Genomic DNA, 26,359 nt, shown 5'->3' on the forward strand with positions numbered 1-26,359 from the left:
GGAAGCGATTGACCTGTCAAGGACTTACCCCAGTTGACATGTCAACCCGACCTACCACCCATACCCGGGCGCGTTGGTCGCCGAACGAGGAGGAGTTCCGTGGGAACGCTCGATGGCAAGGTCGTACTGATCACCGGCACCGGCGGTGGTCTGGGTCGCGTGGCGGCACTGACCTTCGCGCGCGAGGGCGCGAAGGTCGTCGGGGCCGACCTCCAGGTCGCCGGTAACGACGAGACGGTCGAGCTCGTCCGCACCGCCGGCGGCGAGATGACCGGCATCGCGCCGGTCGACCTCACCGACCCCGAGCAGGTACGCAAGCTCGTCGACGACGCTGCCGCCGCCTATGGCGGGCTCGACGTGGTCTACAACAACGCGGCCGCGCTCCGCTTTGGCCCGATGCCCGACTTCTCAGTGGAGGACTGGCGCTACACCATCACCGGAGAACTCGACATCCCGTACTTCGTGTCGAAGTTCGCCTGGCCGCACCTGGTCCAACGCGGCGGGGGTGTCATCATCAGCGCCGCCTCCATGGCCGGCATGATCGGCGGCCACGTCCCGCCGATGGTCGGTCACACCGCCGCGAACGCCGGCATCATCGGCATGACGCGACAGCTCGCGCTCGAAGGCGCGCCGCACGGGATCCGCGCGGTGGCGATCAGCCCCGGGCCCACCCTCACCCCGGCCAGCGAACGCGACCTCGGTGACAACCAGGAGGCGCGGGACGCCATCACCGCCAAGACACTGCTCAAGCGCTTCGCGCGCCCCGAGGAGGTCGTCGAGCTGGTGGTCTTCCTCGCGTCCGACCGGGCGTCGTACATCACCGGGGCGAACTACCCGGTCGACGGTGGCGCGACCGCCTGGTGACCCGACGTTGGGGCGCCGCCGCTCCCGGTGGCGCCCCGACCGTCAGTCGTCGAGGGCGGGCACCCAGCGCGCCGGTCGCTTTTCCCGGAACGCGGTGACCCCCTCGCGCCCCTCGTCGGAGAGGAAGTAGCCGGTCGAGACGGCGGAGAGTCGGGCCAGGTCGGCGCGCAACTCGGCGGTGCCCGGTCGGCGCAGCAGCTCCTTCGCGCCGGCCAGCGCCCCGGGCGCGCCGCGCACCAGCGAGTCGCAGTAGCCCCGTACCGCGTCGTCCAGCCCGTCCGCCGGGACCGAGGCCGTGACCAGGCCGATCTCGGCGGCCCGGCGGCCGTCGAAGGTGTCCCCGGTCAGGTACAGCTCGGCGGCGGCGCGGGGGTGCAGCCGGGGCAGCACGGTCGCCGAGATCACCGCCGGGATCACCCCGATGCGTACCTCGGTGAACGCGAACGTCGCCTCGTGGGCGCAGACCGCCAGGTCGGCGGCGGCGATCAGGCCCAGCCCACCGGCCCGTGCCGGCCCGCCGACCCGGGCCAGCACCGGCTTCGGGCACTCCCAGAGCGCCGCGAGCACGTCGCCCAGCATGCTGGCCGGCACCGTCCCGCTGGCGTACGCCGCGGCGGTCTCCTTCAGGTCCGCCCCTGAGCAGAAGACCGGGCCGGTGTGGTCCAGCACGATCACTCGGACCGCCTCGTCGGCGACCGCGTCCGCCAGCCCGGCCAGCAGCTGGGTCATCAGGCCGGTGGAGAGCGCGTTGCGGTTGTGCGGGCTGTCCAGGGTGAGGGTGGTCACCCCACGGGCCGTGGCGACCCGCACGAGGACGTCGGGAGAGGTCATGCCGGGCACACTAGTGGCCATGCCCGGCGTCCTTCCAGATGGTGAGACCGTCCCCGTCGACGGATCGTTGCCCGCCACCGCCACCACGGCGGTCGGCGCGCGCGGCTTCGGCGTGTACGTGCACGTGCCGTTCTGCGCCAGCCGCTGCGGCTACTGCGACTTCAACACCTACACGGCGTCCGAGTTGGGCGGCGGCGCCAGCCGCGAGGGGTACGCCGACACCGTCCTGGCCGAGCTGACGCTCGCCGCCCGGGTGCTCGGCGACAGCCCGCCACCTCGGGTCGACACCGTCTTCGTCGGCGGCGGCACGCCCACCCTGCTCCCCGCCGACGATCTGGCCCGCATCCTCGACGGCATCGACCGCACCTGGGGGCTGGCCGCCGACGCCGAGGTGACCACCGAGGCCAACCCCGAGTCGGTCACCCCGGAATCGTTGAAGCTGCTGCGGACGGCCGGCTACACCCGGATCTCGCTGGGCATGCAGTCCGCCTCCCCGGGGGTGCTGGCGATCCTGGACCGCAAACACAGCGCCGGCCGGGCCACCGCCGCCGCCCTGGAGGCGCGCGACGCCGGGTTCGAGCACGTCAACCTGGACCTGATCTACGGCACCCCGGGGGAGCGGGCGGAGGACTTCGCCGCCTCGCTGGAGCAGGTCGTCGCCGCCGGGGTGGACCACGTCAGCGCGTACGCCCTGATCGTCGAGGACGGCACCCGGCTCGCCGCCCGGATGCGGCGCGGCGAGCTGGCGTACCCCAGTGACGACGTGGCCGCGGACTGCTACCTGGCCGCGGAGGCCGCGCTCGACGCGGCCGGGCTCTCCTGGTACGAGGTCTCCAACTGGGCCCGCACCGAGGAGGCCCGCTGCCGGCACAACCTGCTCTACTGGACCGGCGCGGACTGGTGGGGGCTGGGGCCGGGGGCGCACAGCCACGTCGGCGGGGTGCGCTGGTGGAACGTCAAGCACCCCTCGGCGTACGCTCAGCGGCTCGCCGCCGGTGCGTCTCCCGGTCTGGCCCGGGAGGTGCTCACGGTCGACGAGGCGCACATGGAGAACGTGATGCTCCGGCTGCGGCTGGCCAGTGGCCTCCCGCTGGCGGTGCTCGACGCCACCGGCCGGGCCGGCGCCGAGCGGGCGCTGGCCGGCGGCCTGCTGGCCGCCGACGAGTACGCCGCCGGCCGGGCGGTGCTCACCCTGCGCGGGCGGTTGCTCGCCGACGCCGTGGTCCGCGATCTGCTGCCCTGAGCGGCCCGCCGCCCTCGGACGGGGGCCGCGGCGAACCGGTCCGGCCGGGGGAGCGGCCGGCCCGGTTCACTTGATGAAGTTGGCAGTCATCGGATAGCGGTACGGGGTGCCCTCGTTGGCCTTGATGCCGGCGATGATCCCGAACAGGATCTGGATCACCACGACGGCGATGCTGGGCAGGAAGAGCAGGCACCAGCTCACGAAGAGCAGCACGAACGCGATGATCGACCAGAGGATCTGGAAGTTCAGGGCGGCGAGGGCGTGCGCCCGCACGGTCGGCGACTGCTGGCCGCGGGCCAGGTAGGCGATGAGCGGGGCGACGAAGCCCAGCGGACCGAAGCTGACCAGCGCGCCGAGGGCGCCGCCGAAGTGCGCGACAAGCGCCCAGGTCTTGTCCTCGTTGTTGGCGTAGCCGCCGCCGGGACCGCCGTAGGCCCCACCGGCCGGGTAGCCCCCGGGTGGCGGATAGCCCCCGGGCGGGGGGTAGCCGCCTGCCGGAGGGTAGCCGCCCGACGGCGGTTGGTCACCGGTGGGCGGCGGATAGCCACCGGCCGGGGGATACCCGGCCGGGCCGGGCGCCCCGGAGAGTGGTGCGGTGGGTGGCTCGGCCGACGGGAACGGGCCCGGCGAGGTGGGCTCCGGCGGGTAGTTGCCGGAGTCGCCCGACCCGGGTGGGCGAGGAGGTTCAGTCATGGATGTCACGGTAGGGGCCGGTGGCAACGCCGCACCAGAGCGACACCGCCTGGCGGTGCGGGCCGATCGGCCCGGCGGGGTGGCGTGGGCCGCACCGACGGGTGGCCGTTGATCATCGCGTCGGCGGGCCCGCCGACGTAGACTGGCACTCGTTACAGTCGAGTGCCAGGACGGCCTGGCCGGCCCGCAGGGCCGGCGGCCGACGTGCGACAGGAGGTGCGGAGGATGGGTCTCGACGACCGGAAACTCGCCGTGCTCCGCGCCATCGTCGAGGACTACGTCTCCACCCAGGAGCCGGTCGGCAGCAAGGCGCTGGTCGAGCGGCACCAGCTCGGGGTCTCCCCGGCCACGGTCCGCAACGACATGGCCGTGCTGGAGGAGGAGGGCTACATCCGGCAGCCGCACACCAGTGCCGGCCGGGTGCCCACCGACCGCGGCTACCGCCTCTTCGTCGACCGGTTGTCCCGGGTCAAGCCGCTCAGCCCGGCCGAGCGCCGGGCCATCGAGCGCTTCCTGGTCGGCGCGGTCGACCTCGACGACGTGGTGCACCGCACGGTGCGGTTGCTCGCCCAACTGACCCGACAGGTCGCCGTCGTGCAGTACCCGAGCCTGGCCCGCTCCTCGGTACGTCACCTGGAGCTGGTGCCGATCTCCACCACCCGGCTGATGCTCGTCATGATCGCCGACACCGGGCGGGTGGAGCAGCGACTCGTGGAGCTGCCCGGGCCGGTGCCCGCCGACGACGTCACCGACCTGCGCCGACTGATCAACGAGAAGCTCGCCAACGCCCGGCTGTCCGAGACGCCGCCGCTGGTGCAGGCGCTGGTCGAGGAAGCGCCGACCGGGCTGCGTCCGACCATGACCACGCTCGCCACCGTCCTGCTGGAGACGCTTGTCGAACGGCACGAGGAACGGATCGCCCTCGCCGGCACCGCGAACCTCACCCGGGGCGGCCTGCTCGACTTCCAGGGCTCGCTGCGGCCGATCCTCGAGGCGCTGGAGGAGGAGGTCGTGCTGCTCAAGCTCATCGGTGAGACCGAGCCGAGCACGACCCGGGTGCTGATCGGCGACGAGAACGAGTTCGACAACCTGCGCGCCGCCTCGGTGGTCAGCACCGGGTACGGCCCGGGCACCACCATCGTGGGCGGTCTGGGGGTGCTGGGGCCCACCCGGATGGACTACCCCGGCAACATCGCCACGGTGCGCGCCGTGGCACGCTACGTGGGCGAGTTGCTGGCCCAGAACTGATTGGTCAGGGCCGACGCGGCCGGCTGCGGCCGCCGACCGGCGCAACGCGAGACGAACATGAGGACACGGAACGCAGTGGCCAGGGACTACTACGGCATTCTCGGTGTGAGCCGGGAAGCCTCCGATGACGAGATCAAGCGCGCCTACCGCAAGCTGGCGCGCCAGTTCCACCCGGACGTCAATCCGGACCCGGAGGCTCAGGAGAAGTTCAAGGACATCAACGCCGCGTACGAGGTCCTCTCGGACGACCGGAAGCGGCAGATCGTCGACCTGGGCGGCGACCCGCTCGCCCCGGGTGGCGGCGGCGCCGGAGGCCCGGGCGGCCCCGGAGGCGCCGGCCCGTTCGTCGGTTTCCAGGACATCATGGACGCGTTCTTCGGCGGCGCCGGCGGTGGCGCCCGTGGCCCACGGCCGCGTACCCGCCCGGGCGCGGACGCGATCCTGCGACTCGAACTTGACCTGCACGAGACGGCGTTCGGCGTCGAGGCCCCGATCACCGTCGACACCGCCGTGCTCTGCACCACCTGCTCCGGCGCCGGTACGGCCGCCGGCACGCACCTGGCGACCTGCGAGGCGTGCGGCGGTCGGGGCGAGGTGCAGTCGGTGCAGCGCACCTTCCTCGGTCAGGTGGTCTCCGCCCGGCCGTGCACCGTGTGCCAGGGCTACGGCACGACCATCCCGCACCCCTGCCCCACCTGCGCCGGCGACGGCCGGGTGCGGACCCGCCGCTCGCTGACCGTCAAGATCCCGGCCGGCGTCGAGGACGGCATGCGGATCCGACTGGCCCAGCAGGGCGAGGTGGGCCCCGGTGGCGGCACCGCCGGTGACCTCTACGTGGAGATCCACGAGCGCCCGCACGACGTGTACTCCCGCAAGGGCGACGACCTGCACTGCCGGGTCACCGTGCCGATGACGGCGGCGGCGCTGGGCACCCGGCTGACCATCAAGACGCTGGACAGCGAGGAGACCGTCGACGTCAAGGCCGGCACCCAGCCGGCCAGCACGCTGCGACTGCGCGCCCGGGGCGTGCCGCACCTGCGCGGCACCGGCCGGGGCGACCTCTACGTGCACCTGGACGTGCGGACGCCGACCAAGCTCGACCCGGACCAGGAGAAGATGCTGCGCGACTTCGCCAAGACCCGTGGTGAGGAGGTCGCCGAGTTATCCAAGCAGGGCGGCTTCTTCTCCCGGATGCGCGACGCGTTCAACGGGCACGCCTGAGGTGTCCGCACCGCTGTTCCTGGTCGAGGCGCTGCCCACCGGTGACGCGCTGACCCTGGACGGCCCGGAGGGGCACCACGCCGCCACCGTGCAACGACTGCGCGTCGGCGAGGAGCTGCTGCTCGCCGACGGGCGGGGTGGCACGGCCGCCGCCGTGGTCACGGCCGTCGGCCGGGGCAGCCTGGAGGTCACCGTCACCTCCCGGGGGTACGCGGACGCGCCGGTCCCCCGGATCGCGGTGGTGCAGGGCATCGCCAAGGGCGACCGGGGCGAGCTGGCCGTGCAGGCGATGACCGAGGTCGGGGTGGACGAGATCGTGCCCTGGGCCGCCTCGCGCTCGGTGACCCAGTGGCGCGGCGACCGGGGCGTACGCGCCCGGGAGAAGTGGGTGGCCACCGCCCGGGAGGCGGCCAAGCAGGCCCGCCGGCCGTGGCTGCCGGTGGTGGCCGGCGCGCCCGACGAGTCCACCGCCACGGTGGCCCGCCGGATCGCCGGTGCCGCCGCCGGGTTCGTGCTGCACGAGGAGGCCGAGGACCGGCTCACCACCGCCGAGCTGCCCTCCATCGGCGAGATCGTCCTGGTCGTCGGCCCGGAGGGTGGCATCGCCCCGGCCGAGCTGACCGCCTTCGTCGAGGCCGGCGGGCGACCCGTACGCCTCGGGCCGGCCGTGCTGCGCACCTCCACCGCCGGGGTGGCGGCCCTCAGCGTGCTCGCCACCCGCCTCGGCCGCTGGTGATCGTCGGGCTCGGTCAGGGGCGGGGAAAGACCGGCACCACCTCTTCCTCCGGCCCCAGGTCCAGCCCGGCCGGCCCGATGATCTGCGGGTCCGGCGTGCCGACCACCTCGGGGTCCTTGCCGGTGTAGTCGAAGCGGTGCAGCACGTGCCGAATCGCCTCGAGGCGGGCCCGCTTCTTGTCGTTGCTCTTCACCACCGTCCACGGCGCGTCGGCCGTGTCGGTCCAGAAGAACATCGCCTCCTTGGCCTCGGTGTACTCGTCCCACCGGTCGAGCGAGGCGATGTCCATGGGGGACAGCTTCCACTGCCGGACCGGGTCGACCTGGCGGATCGCGAACCGGGTGCGTTGCTCGTTCTGCGAGACGGAGAACCAGAACTTGACCAGCCGGATGCCCGAGCGCACCAGCATCCGTTCCAGCTCCGGGGCCTGCCGCAGGAACTCCAGGTACTCCTTGCGGCTACAGAAGCCCATCACCCGCTCCACGCCGGCCCGGTTGTACCAGGAACGGTCGAACAGCACGATCTCACCGGCCGCCGGCAGGTGCGCCAGCCACCGTTGGAAGTACCACTGGGCGGCTTCCCGCTCGTCCGGCTTGGCGAGCGCCACCACCGACGCGCCACGCGGGTTGAGGTGCTCCATGAAGCGTTTGATGGTGCCGCCCTTGCCGGCCGCGTCCCGGCCCTCGAAGAGGATCACCAGACGCTCGCCGGACTCCTTGATCCAGTCCTGGAGTTTCAGCAGCTCGATCTGGAGCAGCCGCTTGTCGCGGTCGTACTCGTCGCGGTCCAGCCGCTCGTCGTACGGGTAGTCCTCGCGCCAGGTCTCGACGGGGGTGCCGTCGGGGCGGAGCAGGACGGGGTCGTCGTCGTGGCCATCGGCCACCCGGTAGTCGGCGGTGAGGTCCAGCAGCGCGGAGTCGGCCATGTCGGTGGGACTTACCCGCACGCGAACCGCCAACCACCTCCCCGGCCGGGTGATGTGCCGGCGGCGTCGACCTCAGCTGCGCAGGTAGGAGGCGCCGTTGAGGTCGACGATGGTGCCGGAGGCCCACTCCGCCTGCGGCGAGGCCAACCAGTGCACGGCGGCGGCGATCTCCTCCGGTCGGCCCACCCGGTCGAACGGGCTCTGCGCCCGGATGGCCGCGCCCCGCTCGCCGCGCAGGTGCTCGGTGGTCATGTCGGTCGCCACGAAGCCCGGCGCGACGGTGGCGACCGTGATGCCGTACGGCGCGAGCGCCACGGCGAGGGACTGGCCCAGCGCGTTCAGCCCCGCCTTGCTGGCGCCGTACGCCGGCTGCTCCGGCTCGCCGCGGAACGCGCCACGGGACGAGACGTTGACGATCCGCCCGCCGCGTTCGCGCATGTGCTGGGCGGCGCACCAGGTGACGTTGCCGGCGCCGGTCAGGTTGGTCTCCAGCACCTGCCGCCAGCGCTTCTGCCACTCCTCGTACGAGGCGCCGAAGATCGGGTGCGGGTCGTCGCGGTCGCCGTACGTCCCGGCGTTGTTGACCAGCACGTCCAGCCCGCCGAGCAGCTCGGCGGCCCGGTCGACCATGACCCGGACCGCGTCCGGATCGGTGAGGTCGGCGCGGACCACCACGTGCCCGTCGCCGGGGAGTTGCGCGCGTAGCTGCTCGGCCGCGTCGGCGGAGTCCCGGTGGTGGATCGCCACCCGGTCGCCGCTGGCCGCGAACGCCATCGCCACCGCGCGGCCGATCCCGCGCGAGGCCCCGGTCACGAGTACCGCCCGATCCGTCATGCCGGCCATCCTGCCTCAGCCGTACCTTCCCTGCGAACGGGCCGGCGGCGCATGCTGCGCGGGAGCGCCCCCGACCCGTTAGTCCTTACACTGCCCCGATGGGATCCGACTGCCTGTTCTGCCGCATCGTCGCCGGGGAGATCCCGGCCACCGTGGTCCGGGAGACCGACACCACCCTCGCCTTCCGCGACATCGACCCGAAGGCGCCGGTGCACGTCCTGGTCATCCCCAAGGAGCACTACGCCGACGTCGCCACGCTCGCGCAGGGTGACCCGGCGCTGGCCGCCGACGTGCTGGCGACGTCCGCCGCCGTGGCCGAGGACGAGGGCCTTCTCGGCGACGGTTTCCGGCTGATGTTCAACACCGGCGCGTACGGCGGGCAGGAGGTGTTCCACGTGCATGCGCACCTGCTCGGTGGTGCGCCGCTCGGCCCGATGCTCGCCCGGGACCTGGCGTGAGCGAGCGCACCGAGCGAACCAGCAGGCTCAGTAGCGCGGCGCCTCACGCCGGCGCGCAGCGAAGCGGAGCGGCGGCGTGAGCGAGCGCGGTCCCGACAGTCGCGGCAACGAGCACCTGGACCGGTTGGTGCGGCGGGTGCAGGCCGAGGCCCGGGTGCCGGCGGTGTCGGCGGCGCTGCACCGGGCCGACCGACCGCTCTGGAGCTGCACCGTCGGCGAGACCGGCACCGACAGCCCGCTCGGGCCGGGCACCCAGTTCCGGATCGGTTCGGTCACCAAGACGTTCACCGCGGTGCTGGTCCTCCAGTGCCGCGACGACGGGCTGTTGGACCTGGACGACCCGGTGGGCCGGCACCTGGACCTCCCGGCGCACGGCGAGCTGACCGTGCGTCGGTTGCTGTCGCACACCGCCGGCCTGCAACGCGAGCCGTTCGGCGATGTGTGGGACAGCCTGCGCGCACCGGACGCCGACCAACTGGTCGCCGAGCTGGACCGGGCCGAGCGGGTGCTGCCGACCGGCCGTCGGTTCCACTACTCCAACCTGGGCCTGGCCGTACTCGGGCAACTCGTCGCCCGGCTCCGGGGCGGCAGTTGGGCCCAGGCGCTCACCGAGCGGATCCTGACGCCGCTGGGGCTGACCGACACCACGGTGACCCCACGGCCGACGGCGGCCACCGGGTTCCTGGTCGACGCGTACTCCGACGAGGCGCACCCGGAACCACCGACCGACTTCGGCGCGGTCGGCCCGGCCGCCCAGCTCTGGAGCACCGCGACCGACATGGCCCGCTGGGCGGCGTTCCTGGCCGACCCGGCGGCGCTGGACCCGGCCGGCGCGGTCCTCGCCCCGGCCACCCTGGACGAGATGCGCTGGCCGCTGACCACCACCGACGAGACGCTCTGGGCGGCGGGCTTCGGGCTCGGGCTGATCCTGATCCCACAGGGGGAACGGGTGATGCACGTGGGGCACGACGGAGCGATGCCCGGGTTCCTCGCCGGGGTGTACGGCCGGCGCGGCGGCGACGGCACGGCCGGCGCGATGGGCGCAGCGGTGCTCGGCTCGTCCGGCACGGCGACCGAGTTGTTCGACCTGTCGCACCGGCTGCTCGCCGCGGCGGTCGAGCACGACCCGGCCGAGATCGAGCCCTGGCGGCCCGGCGCGCCCGCGCCGGCGGCCCTGCGGGGTGCGCTCGGCCGCTGGTGGGGCGAGGGCTCCGAGTACGTCTTCTCCTGGCACGACGGCACCCTGCGGGCGCGCGGGGTCGGTGACCCGGCCGGACGTCCGCCGGCGATCTTCACCCCGCTGGCGGACCAGCCGGACGTGTTCCGGGTGGTCTCCGGTCGGGAGGCCGGTGAGCTGCTGCGGCTGACCCGGGACGAGGCCGGCGCGGTGGTCCGAATGCACTGGGCGACGTACCGGTTCACCCGCCATCAGGAGACCTTCGACCGGTACGACTTCCGGGCCGGGAGTTGATCGCGGCCAGCGGAAATGGGCGCGATGCGGCCCGCGTTGAACCGATACGATGGGTGTAACGTCCGCACGCCAGGCCAGCAGGCCGGCGCCGAGATCGAGAGCAGGTGGCGCAGGGCCCTTCGGCCCAACCTATGACCGGCACCCCACCTCCCGGCCCGCCCCGGGTGCAGACCAGGATCACCGTGCCCGACCCGAAGATCATGGTCAATCTGCTCGGCGCAGGCGACGAGATCCTCAGACTCGTCGAACGCTCGGTCTCCAGTGACGTGCACGTCCGCGGCAACGAGATCACCATCACCGGTGACCCCGCGGACAACGCCCTCGCCGAGCGGGTCTTCAGCGAGCTCCTCGAACTCATCGAGAAAGGCGAGACCCTGACCAGTGACGCCGTCCGGCGTACCGTCGGCATGCTCGAGCAGGGCAGCGCCGAGCGGCCCGCCGAGGTCCTGACCCTCAACATCCTCTCCCGGCGCGGGCGCACCATCCGCCCCAAGACTCTCGGGCAGAAGAAGTACGTCGACGCGATCGACACCCACACCATCGTCTTCGGCATCGGCCCGGCCGGCACCGGAAAGACCTACCTGGCGATGGCGAAGGCCGTCCAGGCGTTGCAGGCCAAGCAGGTCAACCGGATCATCCTCACCCGGCCGGCGGTCGAGGCTGGCGAGCGACTGGGCTTCCTGCCCGGCACGCTCAACGAGAAGATCGACCCGTACCTGCGCCCGCTCTACGACGCGCTGCACGACATGCTCGACCCGGAGACCATCCCGAAGCTGATGGCCGCCGGCACGATCGAGGTCGCCCCCCTCGCCTACATGCGGGGTCGGACGCTCAACGACGCGTTCATCATCCTGGACGAGGCGCAGAACACGACGCCCGAGCAGATGAAGATGTTCCTCACCCGACTCGGCTTCAACTCCAAGATCGTCGTGACCGGTGACATCACCCAGGTGGACCTTCCCGGCGGGACGAGCAGCGGCCTGCGGGTGGTTCGGGAGATCCTGGAAAACGTCGATGACGTGCACTTCTCCCAGTTGTCCAGCTCCGACGTGGTCCGCCACCAGCTGGTCGGGGAGATCGTCGACGCGTACGCCCGCTGGGACGCCGAGCGGGAGAACCAGCAGGCGCAGGGCGTTCACGCCGTGCCTGGGCGACCCGCCCAGGGCGGCCGGGCCAGCCGCCGCCGCTAAAGCAGAGGAAAGCAGTTGTCCATCGAGATCGCCAACGAGTCCGGTGTCGACGTCGACACCGACGCCGTGCTCGCCGTCGCCCGGCACGCCCTCGACGAGATGGGGGTCAACCCCCTCGCCGAGCTGTCCGTGCTGCTGGTCGACATCGACTACATGACCGAGCTGAACCACCGCTGGATGGGTGGCGACGGCCCGACCGACGTGCTCGCCTTCCCCATGGACGAGGGCAGCGTCGACCACGGCCCGGGTGAGTCCGCGCCGGCCGGCGGCGAGCCCGCCCTGCTCGGCGACATCGTGCTCTGCCCGGAGGTGGCGGCCAAACAGGCGGCGACCGCCGGGCACGCACCGGCCGACGAGCTGCACCTGCTCACCGTGCACGGGGTGCTGCACCTGCTCGGCTACGACCACGCCGAGCCGGAGGAGGAGCGGGAGATGTTCGCACTCCAGGCTCGGCTGCTGGCGAGCTGGCGGTCGACCCGCACCCAGTGATGTCCACTCCTCCGTTACTGGCGGCCGGCGCCACCGCCGGCCTTCCCGACTTCCAGCTGATCGTCTTCGCGGCCGGCCTGGTGGTGTTGGCCGGCCTGATCGCGATGACCGAGGCGGCCCTCGCCGCGGTCTCACCGGCCCGAGCCGCCGAGCTGGCCCGCGACGGCGTGCGCGGTGCCCGCACCCTCCAGGTCGTCGCCGGCGACGTCGTCCGGCACCTCAACCTGCTCCTGCTGTTGCGGCTGCTCGCCGAGTTGACCGCCACCACGCTGGTGGCGCTCGTGGCGGTGGACAGCTTCGGCGCCGGCTGGCGGGCCGCGCTGGTGACCGCCGGCGCGATGACAGTGGTCAGCTTCGTGGTGGTGGGCGTCGCCCCACGCACCATCGGCCGGCAGCACGCCTACGCCGTGGGTCGTGCGGTGGCGCCGCTGGTCCGCTGGCTGGGCCGGGCGCTCAACCCGCTCGCGTCGTTGCTGATCCTGATCGGCAACGCGGTCACCCCGGGGCGCGGCTTCCGGGAGGGCCCGTTCGCCAGCCAGGTGGAGCTGCGGGAGCTGGTCGACCTGGCCGAGCAGCGTGGCGTGGTCGAGCACGGCGAGCGCCAGATGATCCACTCCGTCTTCGCGCTCGGCGACACCATCGCCCGTGAGGTGATGGTGCCGCGTACGGAGATGGTGTGGATCGAGGAGGGCAAGACGCTCGCGCAGGCGCTGGCGCTCTTCCTGCGGTCCGGTTTCTCCCGCATCCCGGTGATCGGGGAGAGCGTCGACGACGTGCTGGGGGTGCTCTACCTCAAGGACCTCATCCGGCGCTCCCGTGGCGGGGACCCGAGGGCCGAGCAGTTGCCGGTGGCCGAGCTGATGCGCCCGGCGACCTTCGTACCCGAGTCCAAGCCGGTCGACGACCTGCTGTCCGAGATGCAGGCGGCCCGCAACCACCTGGTCATCGTGGTCGACGAGTACGGCGGCACCGGCGGTCTGGTCACCATCGAGGACATCCTGGAGGAGATCGTCGGTGAGATCACCGACGAGTACGATGTCGAGCGCCCGCCCGTCGAACGTCTGGCGGACTCCTCGGTGCGGGTGACCGCTCGTCTGCCGGTGGAGAACCTCGGCGAGATGTTCGACACCGACCTGCCCACCGACGAGGTGGAGACGGTCGGCGGCCTGCTCGCCCAGTCGCTGGGGCGGGTGCCGATCCCGGGTGCCGAGGCCGAGGTCGCCGGTCTCCGTCTGGTCGCCGAGGGCACCACCGGCCGGCGCAACCGGATCGACACCGTCCTGGTCAGCCGGGTGGAGCCGGGCCATGAGCAGGACAGCGCGGGGCGCGGCGAGCACGCCGGCCCCGGGGACGACACGGACAACTATCGAGACGACGAGAGGCAACCCGCCGATGCCTGACACACCCGCCGCGCCTGCCGCCCGGCCCACCCCCACCGCGTCTGGCGCGCTGAGCGCCGAGGACGGCAAGCTCGTCGTCCTGGCCCGGGGAGCCCGCGCGCGGGTCGGCGCCGTGGAGGGCGCCGCGGTCCGCGACCAGGACGGCCGGACGTACGCGGCGGCCAGTGTCGCGCTGCCGTCGCTGACGCTCACCGCGTTGCAGTTGGCAGTCGCCTCGGCCGTGGCGGCCGGGGCGAGTCGGTTGGAGGCCGCGGTGGTGGTGACCGAGGCGTCGACGCTGGACGGCGCCGGGCACGCGGCGGTACGAGACCTCGCGGCGGACGCACCGGTCCACGTGGCCGCTCCGGACGGCACGGTCCTCGGCACGGTGACCCAGTGAGCCCCGTGCAGGATCCGGAGGCGCGACCGTACCGGGCCGGGTTCGGCTGCTTCGTCGGCCGTCCCAACGCCGGCAAGTCGACGCTGACCAACGCCATCGTCGGCACCAAGATCGCCATCACCTCGAACAAGCCGCAGACCACCCGGCACGTCATCCGGGCGGTGCTGCACCGACCGGAGTCGCAGCTGGTCCTCGTCGACACACCGGGCCTGCACCGCCCCCGTACGCTGCTCGGCGAACGTCTCAACGACCTGGTCCGGTCCACCTGGACCGAGGTCGACGTGATCGGCCTGTGCATCCCGGCCGACGAGCCGGTCGGGCGCGGTGACCGGTTCATCACCGGCGAGCTGGCCGAGTTGAAGGCGACCGTGCTGGCGGTGGTCACCAAGACCGACCTGGTGGACAAGCGTCGCCTCGCGGAGCAGCTGCTCGCGGTCAGCAAGATGGGAGAGTTCGCCGAGATCGTGCCGGTGAGCGCGGTGTCCGGGCACCAGGTGGACACCCTCGTCGACGTGATGACCAAGTACCTGCCGCCGTCGCCGCAGCTCTACCCGGACGACATGCTCACCGACGATCCCGAGCAGGTGCTGGTCGCCGAGCTGATCCGGGAGGCCGCCCTGGAGGGGGTCCGCGACGAACTGCCGCACTCCATCGCCGTGGTGGTGGAGGAGATGATCCCCGAGGGTCAGGTCATGAAGATCTACGCCGACCTGTACGTGGAGCGGCCCAGCCAGAAGGCCATCGTGCTCGGGCACAAGGCGAGTCGGCTCAAGGAGGTCGGCACCCAGGCCCGCAAGCAGATCGAGGAGTTGCTCGGCAGCCGGGTCTACCTCGACCTGCACGTGCGGGTCGCGAAGGATTGGCAGCGCGACCCGAGGCAACTGCGCAAGCTGGGCTTCTGACCCACCTCGTCGGCGGCGCCCGACCGGCGGCATGATCGCCCTCGGTCGGGCAGCGGAGGATGTTCACGTTCGGTTGAGGTCGCCGTCGTTTGGTGCGGACGGCACGCAGGGTAGGGATGTTGTGCCCGGCGTCCCCAACCCAGATGCAGGCTGATGCGCAACAGGTACCTCGATCTCCTCCGTTCCCTGGCCATCGTTCGAGTGGTGGTCTACCACGTCACCGGATGGGCGACCCTCACCCTCGTCTTCCCCGCCATGTCGGTGATGTTCGCGCTGGCGGGCTCGCTGATGGCCGCGTCGCTGACCCGCTCCGGACCGGCGGCGGTCGGGCGTCGGCTACGTCGGCTGTTGCCGTCGCTGTGGGTCCTCGCGGTGGTCTTCGTACCGGCCATGCTGTTCACCGGGTTGACGGTGAGCCCCCGGGTGCTGCTGTGGCTGTTCCCGATCGCCGACCCGCCGGCCAACCACTGGGGCGCACTGGCGCTGAGCATCATCTGGTACCTGCGCGACTACCTCTGGTTCGTGCTCGCCTCGCCGGTCGCGTACTGGCTGTTCCGGCGTGCCCCGTTGCTGACCCTGCTCGCCCCGTACCTCCTGCTGGTGACGATCGAGGTGGGGATCTACCCGGCGCCGCCGGTGCTGCGCGAGTTCGGGCTCTACTTCGGCGCCTGGCTGCTCGGCTTCGCCCACCACGCCGGGATGCTGCGCCGACTTGCCGGGCGGCTGCTGTACCCGGTGGCGCTCGCCCTCGCCGTGGGCGGCGGCGCCTGGATCGTCGGGCATCCCGGCCCGCGAGGGTACGACCTGAACGACAACCCGCTGGGCAACGCCCTCTGGTCGGCCGCGTTCATCCTGATCGTGCTGGGCCGGGCACCGGCCGGGGTGGCCCGGTCCGGGCCGCCGAGCCGGTCGGCCGGCCCGACACCGAGCGGCGCGGCCATCCCGACGGGGAGCCGATCGGGGCGCTCGGGCGGGTGGTGCCACGGCAGCGGGCCGCGGTGGCACGGAGCGACGTCAGCGCTGGCTGATCGTGACGTCGCCGCTGCCGGCCGAACCGTCGAGCACATCGGTCGCGGCGGGGTCGTGCGCGACGGTGATCCGTGCGTCGCCGGAACCGGTGCTGGAGCGCACCTGATACCTGCCCGCCGGTACGAGCATCGTGACGTCGCCGCTGGAGGCGTGCGCCCGGGCCGAGGCGGGCTTGTCCAGCTCGACGGTGACGTCGCCGGAACCGGCTTCGGCGTCCGCCGCGCCACCGAGGCGGCGCGCCATGATGTCCCCGGAGCCCGTGCGCAGGCGGATCGCCCCGTTGGCCTCGCTCACCTCGATGTTCCCGGAGCCGGTCTCCACCCCGACCGCACCGGATGCGCCGGTGATCCGAACGTCGCCGGAACCCAGCCGCAGCTCCACCGCGCCGACGCGGCTCAGCTCGACGTCCCCGGAACCGGACTCGCCCTGAAGGGTCACGCCCTCCGGTACGGCCACCTCGTAGGAGACGCTGCACCGGTCACCACAGTCGGTGTCCAGCACCAACTCGCTGCCCTTGATCTCGTACCGGGCCTTTGGCTCACCGCCCTGGTAGCGCACCACCCGCTTGATCCGCGCCTCGGCGGCGGTGCCACTGCCGCGGACGATCACGTCACCGGAGCCCGGCAACACCCGGATGGTGGTGACCTTCACCGCCTCGGTGTCGTCGTAGTCGAGCCGGCGCATGGCCAGGTTGTCGCACCCGGCGAGCACGATGAGGGTGGTGGCGAGCCCGAGCGCGACGGGAGCGACGACGCGACGACGGCGCGGGGTGGTGGTCAGCTGCAGTGCCATGACCAGCACGCTACGACCGAGCACGAGTCGGCCGCATCGGGGTTCATCCGCGCTTGCACCCCGAACCAACCCTGATTTCACACCCCGAGGGAGAATGGCCCGATGGCCGGGTATCGCCGACAGCTCTACCGCGACGACGCGGTGGTCCTGCGTGTGCAGAAGCTCGGCGAGTCCGACCGGATCATCACCCTGCTCACCCGTCGGCACGGCCGGCTGCGCGCGGTGGCGCGAGGGATCCGCCGCACCACCAGCAAGTTCGGCGCCCGACTGGAGCCGTTCGGGCACGTCGACCTCCAACTCGCCGGTGACCCGAAGGGCAACCACGGCAGCTCACTGCACACCGTCAGCCAGGTCGAGGGCATCGACCTGTACGGCAAACGGTTCCTCGGTGACTATCCGCGCTACACGGCGGCCAGCGCGATCGCCGAGACCGCCGAGCGGCTGACCCCGGTGGAACGGGAGCCGTCGCTGCGGCTGTTCCAGCTCACCATCGGCGCGCTGAAGGCGCTGTCCCGGGGCGAGCACGCCACCACCCTGGTGCTCGACGCGTACCTGCTGCGCGGGATGTCCCTGGCCGGCTGGGCACCGGCGCTGGTCGCCTGCGCGGTCTGCGGCACACCCGGGCGGCACCGGGCGTTCTCGGTGCCGGCCGGCGGCGCGGTCTGCCCGGATTGTCGGCCACCCGGGGCGGCGCATCCCGCGCCGGCCACCATCGATCTGATGTCCGCGCTGACCACCGGCGACTGGGTGGTCGCCGACGCCACCGACGCCGCCGTACGTCGGGAGTGCAGTGGGCTGGTCGCGGCTCACCTGCAGTGGCACCTGGAGCGCGCGCTACGCTCGCTGCCGCTGGTCGACCGGGGTTCCTCGGCGGCCGGCGCGGCCTCGCCGCCGGAAGGCACCGGGGCCGTGGTGCTCCGGCCACGTGGCGACGTCGAGGCCGGGGCGGACGGCGCGAACAGGGAGTGACCGAGTGATCCGATCGAAGAAGGCCGGCCGGCGCGAGCCGACGCCGCCGGTGCCACACCCGTCCGGGGCCCGACCGCCGGCGCTGCCCACCGACGCGGTGCCGAGGCACGTGGCGGTGGTGATGGACGGCAACGGCCGCTGGGCCAAGGACCGCGGGCTGCCCCGCACCAAGGGGCACGAGGCGGGGGAGCACAGCCTCTTCGACACCATCGAGGGCGCCATCGAGATGGGCATCCCGTACCTGTCGGCGTACGCGTTCTCCACCGAGAACTGGCGGCGCTCGCCCGACGAGGTCCGGTTCCTGATGGGGTTCAACCGGGACGTGATCCGTCGCCGCCGTGACCAGCTGGTCGACCTCGGCGTACGGGTGGTGTGGTCGGGCCGGCCCGGTCGGCTGTGGAAGAGCGTCATCTCCGAGTTGCAGACCGCCGAGGAGATGTCCCGTGACAACTCGACGCTGACCCTGCAGTTCTGCGTCAACTACGGCGGGCAGGCCGAGATCGGTGACGCCGCCGCCGCGATCGCACGGGACGTGGCGGCCGGCCGGCTGGACCCGGCGAAGGTCACCGAGAAGACCGTGGCGAAGTACCTCTACCACCCGGAGATCCCGGAGGTGGACCTGTTCCTGCGTCCCTCCGGGGAGGAGCGGATCTCCAACTTCCTGCTCTGGCAGACCGCGTACGCCGAGTTGGTCTTCCTGGACACGCTCTGGCCGGACTTCGACCGCCGTCACCTCTGGTACGCGTGCGAGCTGTACGCCCAGCGGGACCGCCGCTTCGGTGGCGCGCTGCCCAACCCGGTCGCCCCGGTTATCTGAGCCGACGCGCTTACCCGCCCGTCACTCTGGGTATCAGAGACGTCAGAAGCCACTGACGGAGGTGAACCCACATGATCCAGAAGCGCATTGCCCAGTGGGCGGTGATGGCGATCGCGGTGCCGCTGGCCGCGGCCGGCGCCCGTCGGCTCAGCCACACCCTGGAGGCCCGGCGTGGTCCCTCCGGGGCGACCCGATTGCTGACCAAGGGTGCCGACCTGATGCGTCCGCAGAAGGCCAAGCGCCGCCGCTTCTTCTGACCAACCCCCAGCTCTCCCCGGCGCCGCCCGCACCCCCCGGTGTGGGCGGCGCCGTCACATCCCCCACCCCGCCCTGCCCCGCCCCCGCCCCCGCCCCGCCCTGCCCCACCCCCACCCCGCCGCCCCCGCCCCGGTCGATCATGGAGTTGTGGTGGCCGGATCAGCAGCTTTTGCGGCTTGTGTTCACCACCACAACTCCATGATCGGCGCGGCCGGGGGTGGGAGCAGGCCGGGGGTGGGATGCGCAGGCCGGGGGTGGGATGCGCAGGCCGGGGGTTGCGGTGCTTGGTTGGGGTTGGCGCGGGTCGTGCCGAGGTGGGTTGGGGTGCGGTCGTTTCGGGGTGCTGCGCGAGGGCGGCGGGTAGGGTCCGGAGGTGGTGGGACGACGGCGGTTGGGGGGGAAATGCGGGATCTCCGATTCAAGATGATCATGGCGTTGAACGCCGCCGATCTGGGTGACCCGATCTGCGAGCAGGTGGCCGAGATCTGTGCCGAGATCGCCGAGCAGCACTGCGCCGAGTTCGGCCACACACCGCAGCTGCGGACCGGTGAGATCGCCGAACTGGCCACCGGTGAGCCGGCCCTGACCTGGGCGCCATCCACCCCCGACGCCGGGCAGCGTGCGTGGTGACCGCTCCCGCGCCCGCGGTCGACATCCGTCGTGCCGATGACCGCTTCGCCACCCGGATCTCCTGGCTGGACTCCAAGCACTCCTTCTCGTTCTCCCGGCACTACGACCCGGCCAACACCCACCACGGCCTGCTGCTGGTCAACAACGACGACGTGGTCCGACCGGGGGCCGGCTTCGAGACCCACCCACACCAGGACATGGAGATCGTGACCTGGGTGCTGCGCGGTTCCCTGGTGCACCAGGACTCCACCGGGCACTCCGGGGTGATCTACCCGGGGCTGGCCCAGCGGATGAGCGCCGGCACCGGCATCCTGCACTCGGAGAAGAACGACGCCTGGCGGCTCAACGACCAGGAGCCGCACAGCGACCCGGTGCACTTCGTGCAGATGTGGGTGCTCCCCGACGAGCAGGGCGTCGACCCCGGCTACGAGCAGTTGGAGATCGAGGACGAGCTGCTCCGCGGGGGCCTGGTGCCGATCGCCTCCGGGATGGACCGCTACGACGGCGCGTCGGCGATCCGGATCCGCAACCGGTACGCGACCCTGCACGCCGCCCGTCTCGCCCCCGGCGACGAGGTCACCATCCCCGACGCGCCCTACGTGCACGTCTACGTGCCCGACGGCACGGTGACCCTGGAGGGCAGCGGCCCGCTCGGCAGCGGCGACGCCGCCCGGCTCACGATGACCGGCGGCCGGCGGGTCACCGCCGACGAACCGGCCGAGATCCTTGTCTGGGAGATGCACGCCACGGTCGCCTGACCGCCACCCGCGAGGCCTTCCCCATGATTTCGCCCGAACATGGATGTAGTGGCCTCCCCGCCGGGGAGACCACTACATCAGGGATCGAGCACGATCACGGCGGCGCGCAGGGCGCCGCCCCGGCTACGCCGGGGACTCGGTGCGGTCGGCGGCCCAGGTGGTGTGGAACGAGCCCTCGCGGTCCACCCGCTGGTAGGTGTGCGCGCCGAAGTTGTCCCGCAGACCCTGGATCAGCGCGGCCGGCAGCCGCTCCGCGCGCAACGCGTCGAAGTACGCCAGCGACGACGAGAACGCGGGCGTCGGCACCCCGGCCCGGGTCGCATCGGCCACCACCCGACGCCAGCTCGGCACGCCAGCGCTGACCGCCTCGGCGAAGTACGGCGCCACCAGCAACGTCGGCAGGTCCGGCTGCTCGTCGTACGCCTCGCGGATCCGGTTGAGGAAGCGGGCCCGGATGATGCAGCCGCCCCGCCAGATCGTCGCGGTGCCACCCAGGTCGATGTCCCAGTTGTATTCCTGGCTCCCCGCGCGGATGTGGTCGAAGCCCTGCGCGTACGCGACGATCTTGGAAGCGAGCAGTGCCCGGCGGACGTCCTCGACGAACGTCTCCCGGTCGGTGACCTGCCACTTCTCACCCGCGTCGGGGAACGCCCGGCGGGCCGCCTCGCGCTGGTCGACGTGCCCGGAGAGCGAGCGGGCGAAGGTCGCCTCGGCGATCCCGGTGATCGGGATGCCCAGGTCCAGGGCACTCTGCACGGTCCACCGGCCGGTGCCCTTCTGCTCGGCCCGGTCCTGCACGATGTCCACGAAGGACCGGCCGGTCGCCGCGTCGGTGTGCGCGAGCACGTCCGCGGTGATCTCGATGAGGAACGACTCCAGCTCGCCGTTGTTCCACTCGCGGAAGATCTCCGCGATCTCGGCCGGCGTCGCGTCCAGGCCGGCCCGGAGCAGGTCGTACGCCTCCGCGATGAGCTGCATGTCGGCGTACTCGATGCCGTTGTGCACCATCTTGACGAAGTGCCCGGCGCCGTCCGGCCCGACGTGCGTGCAGCACGGCACGCCGTCCACCTGGGCGGCGATCTTCTCGAACATCGGCCCGAGCTTCGCGTACGACTCGGCGGAGCCACCCGGCATGATGCTCGGCCCGCGCAGCGCGCCCTCCTCGCCGCCGGAGACGCCGGTGCCGCTGAAGTGCAGCCCCTGCGCCCGCAGCGCCTCCTCGCGACGGCGGGTGTCGGCGAAGTGGGCGTTGCCGCAGTCGACGATGATGTCGCCCTCGTCGAGCAGCGGCACCAACTCGTCGATCACCGCGTCGGTCGGCGCGCCGGCCTTGACCATGACGATGACCGCGCGGGGTCGTTCCAGTGACGCCACGAAATCGGCCATCGTCTCGCCCGGCACGAACGTGCCCTCGTCGCCGTGCTCGGCGACCAGGCTGCGGGTGCGCTCCGGCGAGCGGTTGTGCACTGCCACCGTGAAGCCGTTGCGGGCCAGGTTGCGGGCCACGTTGCGGCCCATCACCGCCAGCCCGGTCACACCGATTTGTGCCCTCGCCTGATCAGCCATTCGTGCCGCCACCTCTCGTCACACCACTATCAGCGTTTGGAAACTTACCGTGATGTGAGCCGATACGGACCAGTGACCGACGTCCCGTTACTGCACGTGATGTGGACGTTGCCGGTGACGGCTCGGGCCCTCGGCAGTGGTCGGTGAGCCCGGCGCAGGGAAACCTGTCGTCATCCCGTACCGCCCGCGTCAGCCTTCGGCGAGACGGGCTTCGATTCGGGCGATCTTCCCGGTCAGCGCGTCGGTCACCCCGGGCCGGACGTCCGCCTTGAGCACCACACTCACCCGGGGCGCCTGCGCGGCGACCACGTCGACCGCCCGCTTCACCACCGCCATCACCTCGTCCCACTCGCCCTCGACTGTGGTGAACATGGCATCGGTCCGGTTGGGCAGGCCGGACGCACGGACCACCCGTACCGCCTCGGCGACCAGGTCACCCACGGAGTCGTCACCGCCGAGCGGGGTGATCGAGAACGCGATCAGCATGTGCCGATCGTGCCAGTAAAAACGGATGCGCGTCGGTCGGGCGGTGGCTAGGTTACGAACATGCGTAACTGACGCCCCACTTCCGAGCCGGCCCGCCGTCCCGCGTCGCGGTCCGTGCGCTCCCGGGCGTCCCGCACTCCCTCCCGCCGTTCGGCGGCGAAGGCCCTGGCTGACCCCGGTGAGCAGTCCCTTCCCCACTCGACCGTCGCGCAACGGCGGTCACCAGCCGATCCGACCGACCGCCGCAGCGCGGGACCGGCCGTGCCGGTCGGCACTGAAGGAGGCCCGGATGCCTGCCAGGCGTAACCCGAAGAAGACCCGTACCCCGAGAACGGCTCCGCTCGGCGTCGACCCGGCGGCCGACCACGGCCCGCTCCCACCCACCCTCGACCTCGCGGTCAACCCAGCCCTGCCGGCGGTGCTCGTCGAGCCGGCACTGCGGGCCGAGCCGGCGCTGCCTGCGGCGCTGGTGGAGCCGGCGCTGCCTGCGGCACTGGTGGAGCCGGCGCTGCCTGCGGCCGTCCCGGACGAGGTGGCGATGCCGGCAGCGGTCGATGTGCCAGCGGTTGTCGACGCGCCTTCGATGGGCGATCTGCCGAAGCCGACCGGCCGACCGAAGGCGCCGACGGCCGGGCCACCGCAGGGCGGCGGCAACCGCTCCGGCGGCCGCAGCCAACAGGCCGGGCAGGCCCGCCGCTACGCCTTCCGCCGCAGCTGACCGAGCCACCCCGTCCCGTCCCGCCCCGGCCCGCGTGAGCCAGCCCCCACCCGCCCCGCCCCGGCCCCGGCCCGTCGATCTTGCACTTTCTGTCCTCGCATCACCGACATTCAGGTTGAATCGGCGACAGAAACCGCAAGATCGACGGGGTGCGACTGGGCGCTGGGCGCTGGGCGGTGACAGCAACATCAGGGAAGTAGTGGCCTCCGTCGCCAGGGAGACCACTACATCCCTGATGTTGTGCGGATCTTGGCGGTGCGCGGTGCGCCGTGCGCGGCGGGCTGGGTCAGCTGATCAGGGGGCGGAAGGTGCCCAGGAGGACGCTCGTGGTGAGGGCGGCTCCGGCCAGTACCACGGACCCGGCGATGAGGAACGCGTCGGCGCGGGTGAAGTGCTGCCGGCGGGCGACGGTGCGGGGTGTGCCGGCGTCGAAGCCACGCGCGTCCATCGCCACCGCCAGTCGGGTGCCGCGACGGATCGCCCCCACCAGCAGCGCGAACGCGGTGGAGGCGAAGAGCCGCAGCTTCGCCACCGGGTTGCGGCCCGCGTCGACGCCCCGTGCGCGGCGAGCCATGCTGATCATCTGCCACTCCTGGCCGAGCAGCGGCACCAGCCGGAACGCGGCCAGCGCCCCGATGGCGAACCGGGCCGGCGCCTTCGCGTTCTGGATCAACGCGTCGGCCAGGTCGGTGGGGTCGGTGGTCGCGAAGACGATCACACCGGGCAGCGCCACCGCGAACACCCGCAGCACCAGGCCGAGCGCGGTGAGCAGCACGCCGGTGCTCACCAGCACCGGTCCCGCGTCGAGCAGGACCCGGCCGGACCGGTCGGCCGCGAACAGCACCAGGGTGACCAGGATGCCGGCGGCGCTGAGCAGCAGTGGCCAGGCCCTGCGGGCCAGCACGCGGTAGCGGATGCCGAACAGCGGCAGGACGGCCAGTTCGAGGGCGATGGCGATCGCCGGGGCCACCGGGTCCAGGGTCGCCAGCAGGGTGAACGAGAAGACCAGTGCGGCGGCGACCTTCGCCACCGGGTTGCGGCGGGCCAACGGCGCGTCCGGCGCGGCGACCGGCTCGATGCTGATCATCGCTGGTCGTCCGGGGCGCGGTGCAGGGTGACGGTGCGGTCGGCCAGCGCGGCCACGAAGTCCGCGTCGTGGGTGACCGTGACCACGCCGTGCCCGGCGTCGCGTAGGTCGGCGAAGAGGTCGACCAACTCTCGCCAGGTCCGCCGGTCCTGGCCGAAGGTGGGTTCGTCGCAGATCAGCAGGCGTGGCGCGGTGGCCAGGGCGGTCGCCACGCTCAGCCGCCGCGCCTCACCACCTGAGAGGGTGTACGGGTTGGCGGCGGCGAGCCGGGCCAGCCGCAGCCGTTCCAGCAGCCCGGCCACTGTCTCCTTGACGGCCGCCTCGGGTTGGCCGGTGCGGCGCGGGCCGAGCGCCAACTCGTCGAAGACCGTGCTGGTGACGAACTGGTGCTCCGGATCCTGGAAGACCGACCCGATCCGCCGGGCCAGCGCGGGCGCCCGCCACCGGTGTGGGGGAGTGCGGTGGTCCGCGCCGGCCAACTCGGCGGACGCGGTGACCCGCCCGCTGCCCGGCCGGAGCAGACCGCCGAGCAGCAACGCCAGGGTGGACTTGCCGGCGCCGTTGGGTCCGCGGATGGCGAGTGCCTCACCGGCGTGTACCGCCAGGTCGGTGGAGCCCAGCCGGGGCGGCAGGCCGAGCCGATCGGCGGTGAGCAACAGCTCCCCGGGGCCGGCGGTGGCCGCCCGGGGCGCGATGGGGTGACCGGGCACCCACACCCCCTCGGCGGCCAGGGCGGCACCGTGGGCGGCGAAAACCGCCTCGGGTGTGCCGTCGGCGCGGACGCCGCCACCCGGTTCCAGGACGACCACCCGGTCGACCAGCGGCAGCGCCTCGGCCACCCGGTGCTCGACCAGGATCAGCGTGGTGTCGGAGTCCAACGCGCCGGCCACCGCGTGCCGGACCAGGTCGGCCCCGGCCGGGTCGAGGTTGGCGGTCGGCTCGTCGAGCAGCAGCAGGGCGGGGCGCAGGGCCAGCGCGCCGGCCAGGGCGAGGCGTTGCTGCTCGCCGCCGGAGAGCGCCGCGGTGTGGCGGTCCCGGGAGTACGGGAAGCCGACCCGGTGCAGCGCCTCGTCCACCCTGGGCCAGATCTCGTCGGCCGGCACGCCCCGGTTCTCCAGCCCGAACGCGACGTCGTCGCCGCAGCGCGCCATCACCAGTTGGGTCTCCGGGTCCTGGAAGACGATGCCGACCCGTTCCCGCCCCTTGCGCGGGTCGAGCCCGTCGATCTCGACGGTGCCCTCCTGCTCGCCGGAGTCCTCGGGAAGCAGCCCGGCCAGCGCGCTGAGCAGGGTGCTCTTCCCGGCCCCGGAGGGCCCGAGCAGCAGAACCCGCTCCCCAGCCTCAACCCGCAGGTCAACCCCGCGCACCGCCCAAGCGCGCCGTCCAGCGTGCCGCCACCCGAACCCCCGCAGCAGTACCCCGCCCACCAAACCCACCCCCTCCGGGCCGCGCGCCCGCGCCTATCCCCGGTTGATCAAGAGGTTTGCGTCAGGAGATCGCCTCCTGTTGACGCAAACCTCTTGATCAACATCATCGTCCAGGGGGTCAGATCAGGGCTCGGTTTCGGCCTGCCGGGAAGCGGTCCAGGACGCCGGTGTTGGCCAGGGCCTTCGTGAGCAGCCAGCCGCCCACGCCGGCGATCACGGTGGCGCTGACGATGGTGAGCAGCGCGTACGGGATGCGGTAGTCGGTCAGCGCGTAGTCGACGTTCCAGACGAAGAAGTCGAACAGCGCCGCGCTCAGGCCGGTCAGCGCGCCGGCGAACACCGCGGTCGGCAGCCGGAACGACCGGTACCGGAAGGCGGCGAAGGCCAGCTCGGCGCCGATGCCCTGCACGATGCCCTGCGGGATCACCGTGCCGGCCCACTGGCTGCCCAGCAGCGCGGACAGGACCGCGGCCACCGTCTCGCAGTAGAGCGCGGCGCCGGGCTTACGGATGACCAGCCCACCGATCACCGCCGGCATCAGCCAGACGCCGTAGAGCAGCGTCTGCGCCGGCGGGAAGAAGGCGAACGCGCCCTCGGTGGCGCTCCAGACCAGGCCCCAGGCCCAGAAGATGACGCCGAAGGCGACCGCGATCACCGAGGCGACCACGATGTCGATGGTGCGCCAACGGTGTGTGTCGGTGGTGGATTTCATGTGTTGCTCCCAGTTCGTGAGTGCGAACCAGGAGAAGACGCACGCCGCGTCCGGTGGCACCGGACTGCGGCGCGGCTGGAGGTCGACCGAACTCCCTGCGCTGGCATTACCCAGATCAGGTTCGAGGGTCTGCGGGCGTGCCCGCACTCTCAGCGCTGTGCGCTCCCCTGTCGGATATGAAGTTGTCTCGCTGACGCTAACACCGACCTGGGGCGCGGGCCCAGCA

General features: G+C 72.4%; 28 protein-coding genes, 1 pseudogene and 1 riboswitch. Of the genes and pseudogenes, 19 read left to right on the top strand and 10 right to left on the bottom strand.

The window, feature by feature from the left end:
• Positions 1-99: 99 nt before the first annotated feature.
• Positions 100-864 carry an SDR family NAD(P)-dependent oxidoreductase gene (locus ACIBD9_RS27795; RefSeq protein WP_396722069.1) on the top strand — a complete coding sequence of 255 codons (765 nt, stop codon included), beginning with the start codon at positions 100-102 and terminating at the stop codon, positions 862-864.
• A gap of 42 nt (positions 865-906) precedes the next feature.
• Here the strand turns inward: ACIBD9_RS27795 and ACIBD9_RS27800 are convergent, their stop codons facing one another.
• Positions 907-1,695 (bottom strand): enoyl-CoA hydratase-related protein, encoded by a 789-nt coding sequence (locus ACIBD9_RS27800; protein ID WP_396722071.1) that lies wholly within the window; start codon positions 1,693-1,695, stop codon positions 907-909.
• Between the two features lie 19 nt (positions 1,696-1,714).
• Here ACIBD9_RS27800 and hemW point away from each other — a divergent pair, with 19 nt between their 5' ends.
• Positions 1,715-2,938 carry a radical SAM family heme chaperone HemW gene (gene hemW, locus ACIBD9_RS27805; RefSeq protein WP_396722110.1) on the top strand — a complete coding sequence of 408 codons (1,224 nt, stop codon included), beginning with the start codon at positions 1,715-1,717 and terminating at the stop codon, positions 2,936-2,938.
• Positions 2,939-3,004: 66 nt separating this feature from the next.
• Here the strand turns inward: hemW and ACIBD9_RS27810 are convergent, their stop codons facing one another.
• Positions 3,005-3,631 carry a DUF4870 domain-containing protein gene (locus ACIBD9_RS27810; RefSeq protein ID WP_387172140.1) on the bottom strand — a complete coding sequence of 209 codons (627 nt, stop codon included), beginning with the start codon at positions 3,629-3,631 and terminating at the stop codon, positions 3,005-3,007.
• Between the two features lie 225 nt (positions 3,632-3,856).
• Between ACIBD9_RS27810 and hrcA the strand changes: the two genes are divergently transcribed.
• The 3 genes from hrcA to ACIBD9_RS27825 all read left to right on the top strand — a co-directional run bounded on the left by hrcA (position 3,857) and on the right by ACIBD9_RS27825 (position 6,836).
• Positions 3,857-4,879, top strand: a complete 1,023-nt coding sequence (gene hrcA / locus ACIBD9_RS27815; protein WP_091409786.1) for a heat-inducible transcriptional repressor HrcA — start codon at positions 3,857-3,859, stop codon at positions 4,877-4,879.
• Between the two features lie 75 nt (positions 4,880-4,954).
• On the top strand, positions 4,955-6,100 hold the full coding sequence (gene dnaJ / locus ACIBD9_RS27820; protein ID WP_181518639.1) for a molecular chaperone DnaJ: 1,146 nt from the start codon (positions 4,955-4,957) through the stop codon (positions 6,098-6,100).
• A 1-nt stretch (position 6,101) separates the two neighbouring features.
• On the top strand, positions 6,102-6,836 hold the full coding sequence (locus tag ACIBD9_RS27825) for a 16S rRNA (uracil(1498)-N(3))-methyltransferase (protein ID WP_396722073.1): 735 nt from the start codon (positions 6,102-6,104) through the stop codon (positions 6,834-6,836).
• A 13-nt stretch (positions 6,837-6,849) separates the two neighbouring features.
• On the opposite strand, the gene ppk2 is transcribed toward ACIBD9_RS27825, so the two are convergent.
• Positions 6,850-7,782, bottom strand: coding sequence for a polyphosphate kinase 2 (ppk2, locus tag ACIBD9_RS27830; RefSeq protein WP_396722075.1), 933 nt, complete (start codon positions 7,780-7,782; stop codon positions 6,850-6,852).
• Between the two features lie 51 nt (positions 7,783-7,833).
• Positions 7,834-8,595, bottom strand: coding sequence for an SDR family NAD(P)-dependent oxidoreductase (locus ACIBD9_RS27835; RefSeq protein WP_396722077.1), 762 nt, complete (start codon positions 8,593-8,595; stop codon positions 7,834-7,836).
• Between the two features lie 98 nt (positions 8,596-8,693).
• Here ACIBD9_RS27835 and ACIBD9_RS27840 point away from each other — a divergent pair, with 98 nt between their 5' ends.
• From ACIBD9_RS27840 to ACIBD9_RS27875, 8 genes and pseudogenes are all read left to right on the top strand, one after another.
• The gene (locus ACIBD9_RS27840; RefSeq protein WP_088988083.1) at positions 8,694-9,053 is read left to right on the top strand and encodes a histidine triad nucleotide-binding protein; all 360 of its coding nucleotides are present in this window, start codon (positions 8,694-8,696) and stop codon (positions 9,051-9,053) included.
• A 76-nt stretch (positions 9,054-9,129) separates the two neighbouring features.
• Positions 9,130-10,524, top strand: a complete 1,395-nt coding sequence (locus ACIBD9_RS27845; RefSeq protein ID WP_396722079.1) for a serine hydrolase domain-containing protein — start codon at positions 9,130-9,132, stop codon at positions 10,522-10,524.
• A gap of 131 nt (positions 10,525-10,655) precedes the next feature.
• Positions 10,656-11,714 carry a PhoH family protein gene (locus ACIBD9_RS27850; RefSeq protein ID WP_238660692.1) on the top strand — a complete coding sequence of 353 codons (1,059 nt, stop codon included), beginning with the start codon at positions 10,656-10,658 and terminating at the stop codon, positions 11,712-11,714.
• Between the two features lie 15 nt (positions 11,715-11,729).
• Positions 11,730-12,203: an rRNA maturation RNase YbeY gene (ybeY, locus tag ACIBD9_RS27855; RefSeq protein WP_030491788.1), complete on the top strand. Its 474-nt coding sequence runs from the start codon at positions 11,730-11,732 to the stop codon at positions 12,201-12,203.
• The gene (locus tag ACIBD9_RS27860) at positions 12,179-13,603 is read left to right on the top strand and encodes a hemolysin family protein (RefSeq protein ID WP_396722112.1); all 1,425 of its coding nucleotides are present in this window, start codon (positions 12,179-12,181) and stop codon (positions 13,601-13,603) included. Before ybeY ends, ACIBD9_RS27860 begins: the two co-directional genes overlap by 25 nt.
• The gene (locus ACIBD9_RS27865) at positions 13,596-13,982 is read left to right on the top strand and encodes a cytidine deaminase (protein WP_112619633.1); all 387 of its coding nucleotides are present in this window, start codon (positions 13,596-13,598) and stop codon (positions 13,980-13,982) included. The genes ACIBD9_RS27860 and ACIBD9_RS27865 overlap by 8 nt, the downstream gene beginning before the upstream one ends.
• Positions 13,983-13,987: 5 nt before the next feature.
• Positions 13,988-14,884, top strand: coding sequence for a GTPase Era (gene era, locus ACIBD9_RS27870; protein WP_387172259.1), 897 nt, complete (start codon positions 13,988-13,990; stop codon positions 14,882-14,884).
• Between the two features lie 153 nt (positions 14,885-15,037).
• Positions 15,038-15,772: pseudogene (locus ACIBD9_RS27875) on the top strand (acyltransferase family protein); the annotation flags it as partial.
• A 126-nt stretch (positions 15,773-15,898) separates the two neighbouring features.
• Here ACIBD9_RS27875 and ACIBD9_RS27880 read toward each other — a convergent pair.
• A complete protein-coding gene (locus ACIBD9_RS27880) occupies positions 15,899-16,705 on the bottom strand; it encodes a DUF4097 family beta strand repeat-containing protein (protein WP_396722081.1) in 807 nt (268 codons plus the stop codon).
• A gap of 102 nt (positions 16,706-16,807) precedes the next feature.
• Here ACIBD9_RS27880 and recO point away from each other — a divergent pair, with 102 nt between their 5' ends.
• The 5 genes from recO (at position 16,808) to ACIBD9_RS27905 (ending at position 20,137) form a co-directional block, all read left to right on the top strand.
• Complete coding sequence (recO, locus tag ACIBD9_RS27885) at positions 16,808-17,674, top strand: DNA repair protein RecO (RefSeq protein ID WP_387172122.1); 867 nt, start codon at positions 16,808-16,810, stop codon at positions 17,672-17,674.
• Between the two features lie 4 nt (positions 17,675-17,678).
• Positions 17,679-18,491: an isoprenyl transferase gene (locus ACIBD9_RS27890; protein ID WP_387172120.1), complete on the top strand. Its 813-nt coding sequence runs from the start codon at positions 17,679-17,681 to the stop codon at positions 18,489-18,491.
• 71 nt (positions 18,492-18,562) lie between these two features.
• Positions 18,563-18,748 (top strand): hypothetical protein, encoded by a 186-nt coding sequence (locus ACIBD9_RS27895; RefSeq protein ID WP_238660698.1) that lies wholly within the window; start codon positions 18,563-18,565, stop codon positions 18,746-18,748.
• Positions 18,749-19,151: 403 nt separating this feature from the next.
• Positions 19,152-19,379: a thioredoxin reductase gene (locus ACIBD9_RS27900; RefSeq protein ID WP_091409742.1), complete on the top strand. Its 228-nt coding sequence runs from the start codon at positions 19,152-19,154 to the stop codon at positions 19,377-19,379.
• Positions 19,373-20,137 carry a pirin family protein gene (locus ACIBD9_RS27905; protein ID WP_396722084.1) on the top strand — a complete coding sequence of 255 codons (765 nt, stop codon included), beginning with the start codon at positions 19,373-19,375 and terminating at the stop codon, positions 20,135-20,137. Before ACIBD9_RS27900 ends, ACIBD9_RS27905 begins: the two co-directional genes overlap by 7 nt.
• Positions 20,138-20,260: 123 nt before the next feature.
• On the opposite strand, the gene gndA is transcribed toward ACIBD9_RS27905, so the two are convergent.
• Both gndA and ACIBD9_RS27915 read right to left on the bottom strand, forming a co-directional pair.
• On the bottom strand, positions 20,261-21,703 hold the full coding sequence (gndA, locus tag ACIBD9_RS27910) for an NADP-dependent phosphogluconate dehydrogenase (RefSeq protein WP_354948593.1): 1,443 nt from the start codon (positions 21,701-21,703) through the stop codon (positions 20,261-20,263).
• 189 nt (positions 21,704-21,892) lie between these two features.
• Entirely contained in the window at positions 21,893-22,189 is a 297-nt protein-coding gene (locus ACIBD9_RS27915) for a thiamine-binding protein (RefSeq protein WP_196929949.1), read from the bottom strand.
• Positions 22,190-22,478: 289 nt separating this feature from the next.
• Between ACIBD9_RS27915 and ACIBD9_RS27920 the strand changes: the two genes are divergently transcribed.
• Entirely contained in the window at positions 22,479-22,907 is a 429-nt protein-coding gene (locus tag ACIBD9_RS27920; RefSeq protein ID WP_396722086.1) for a hypothetical protein, read from the top strand.
• Between the two features lie 286 nt (positions 22,908-23,193).
• Here the strand turns inward: ACIBD9_RS27920 and ACIBD9_RS27925 are convergent, their stop codons facing one another.
• The 3 genes from ACIBD9_RS27925 to ACIBD9_RS27935 all read right to left on the bottom strand — a co-directional run bounded on the left by ACIBD9_RS27925 (position 23,194) and on the right by ACIBD9_RS27935 (position 26,133).
• On the bottom strand, positions 23,194-23,994 hold the full coding sequence (locus tag ACIBD9_RS27925; protein WP_396722088.1) for an energy-coupling factor transporter transmembrane component T family protein: 801 nt from the start codon (positions 23,992-23,994) through the stop codon (positions 23,194-23,196).
• Positions 23,991-25,421, bottom strand: coding sequence for an ABC transporter ATP-binding protein (locus tag ACIBD9_RS27930; RefSeq protein ID WP_396722090.1), 1,431 nt, complete (start codon positions 25,419-25,421; stop codon positions 23,991-23,993). The genes ACIBD9_RS27925 and ACIBD9_RS27930 overlap by 4 nt, the downstream gene beginning before the upstream one ends.
• A 118-nt stretch (positions 25,422-25,539) precedes the next feature.
• On the bottom strand, positions 25,540-26,133 hold the full coding sequence (locus ACIBD9_RS27935) for an ECF transporter S component (RefSeq protein ID WP_396722091.1): 594 nt from the start codon (positions 26,131-26,133) through the stop codon (positions 25,540-25,542).
• Between the two features lie 74 nt (positions 26,134-26,207).
• Positions 26,208-26,312: riboswitch (TPP riboswitch) on the bottom strand.
• Positions 26,313-26,359: the final 47 nt, after the last annotated feature.

Source organism: Micromonospora sp. NPDC050784 (assembly GCF_044456765.1).
Lineage (GTDB): Bacteria > Actinomycetota > Actinomycetes > Mycobacteriales > Micromonosporaceae > Micromonospora > Micromonospora foliorum.

Coding starts and splice junctions, on each gene's coding strand:
- recO (WP_387172122.1), top strand. CDS start 16,808: ATGGCCGGGTATCGCCGACAGCTCTACCGCGACGACGCGGTGGTCCTG.
- ACIBD9_RS27915 (WP_196929949.1), bottom strand. CDS start 22,189: ATGCTGATCGCGTTCTCGATCACCCCGCTCGGCGGTGACGACTCCGTG.
- ACIBD9_RS27895 (WP_238660698.1), top strand. CDS start 18,563: ATGATCCAGAAGCGCATTGCCCAGTGGGCGGTGATGGCGATCGCGGTG.
- ACIBD9_RS27880 (WP_396722081.1), bottom strand. CDS start 16,705: ATGGCACTGCAGCTGACCACCACCCCGCGCCGTCGTCGCGTCGTCGCT.
- gndA (WP_354948593.1), bottom strand. CDS start 21,703: ATGGCTGATCAGGCGAGGGCACAAATCGGTGTGACCGGGCTGGCGGTG.
- hemW (WP_396722110.1), top strand. CDS start 1,715: ATGCCCGGCGTCCTTCCAGATGGTGAGACCGTCCCCGTCGACGGATCG.
- hrcA (WP_091409786.1), top strand. CDS start 3,857: ATGGGTCTCGACGACCGGAAACTCGCCGTGCTCCGCGCCATCGTCGAG.
- ACIBD9_RS27835 (WP_396722077.1), bottom strand. CDS start 8,595: ATGACGGATCGGGCGGTACTCGTGACCGGGGCCTCGCGCGGGATCGGC.
- ACIBD9_RS27900 (WP_091409742.1), top strand. CDS start 19,152: ATGCGGGATCTCCGATTCAAGATGATCATGGCGTTGAACGCCGCCGAT.
- ACIBD9_RS27865 (WP_112619633.1), top strand. CDS start 13,596: ATGCCTGACACACCCGCCGCGCCTGCCGCCCGGCCCACCCCCACCGCG.
- ACIBD9_RS27810 (WP_387172140.1), bottom strand. CDS start 3,631: ATGACTGAACCTCCTCGCCCACCCGGGTCGGGCGACTCCGGCAACTAC.
- ACIBD9_RS27800 (WP_396722071.1), bottom strand. CDS start 1,695: ATGACCTCTCCCGACGTCCTCGTGCGGGTCGCCACGGCCCGTGGGGTG.
- ACIBD9_RS27850 (WP_238660692.1), top strand. CDS start 10,656: ATGACCGGCACCCCACCTCCCGGCCCGCCCCGGGTGCAGACCAGGATC.
- ACIBD9_RS27935 (WP_396722091.1), bottom strand. CDS start 26,133: ATGAAATCCACCACCGACACACACCGTTGGCGCACCATCGACATCGTG.
- ACIBD9_RS27925 (WP_396722088.1), bottom strand. CDS start 23,994: ATGATCAGCATCGAGCCGGTCGCCGCGCCGGACGCGCCGTTGGCCCGC.
- ACIBD9_RS27920 (WP_396722086.1), top strand. CDS start 22,479: ATGCCTGCCAGGCGTAACCCGAAGAAGACCCGTACCCCGAGAACGGCT.
- ACIBD9_RS27840 (WP_088988083.1), top strand. CDS start 8,694: ATGGGATCCGACTGCCTGTTCTGCCGCATCGTCGCCGGGGAGATCCCG.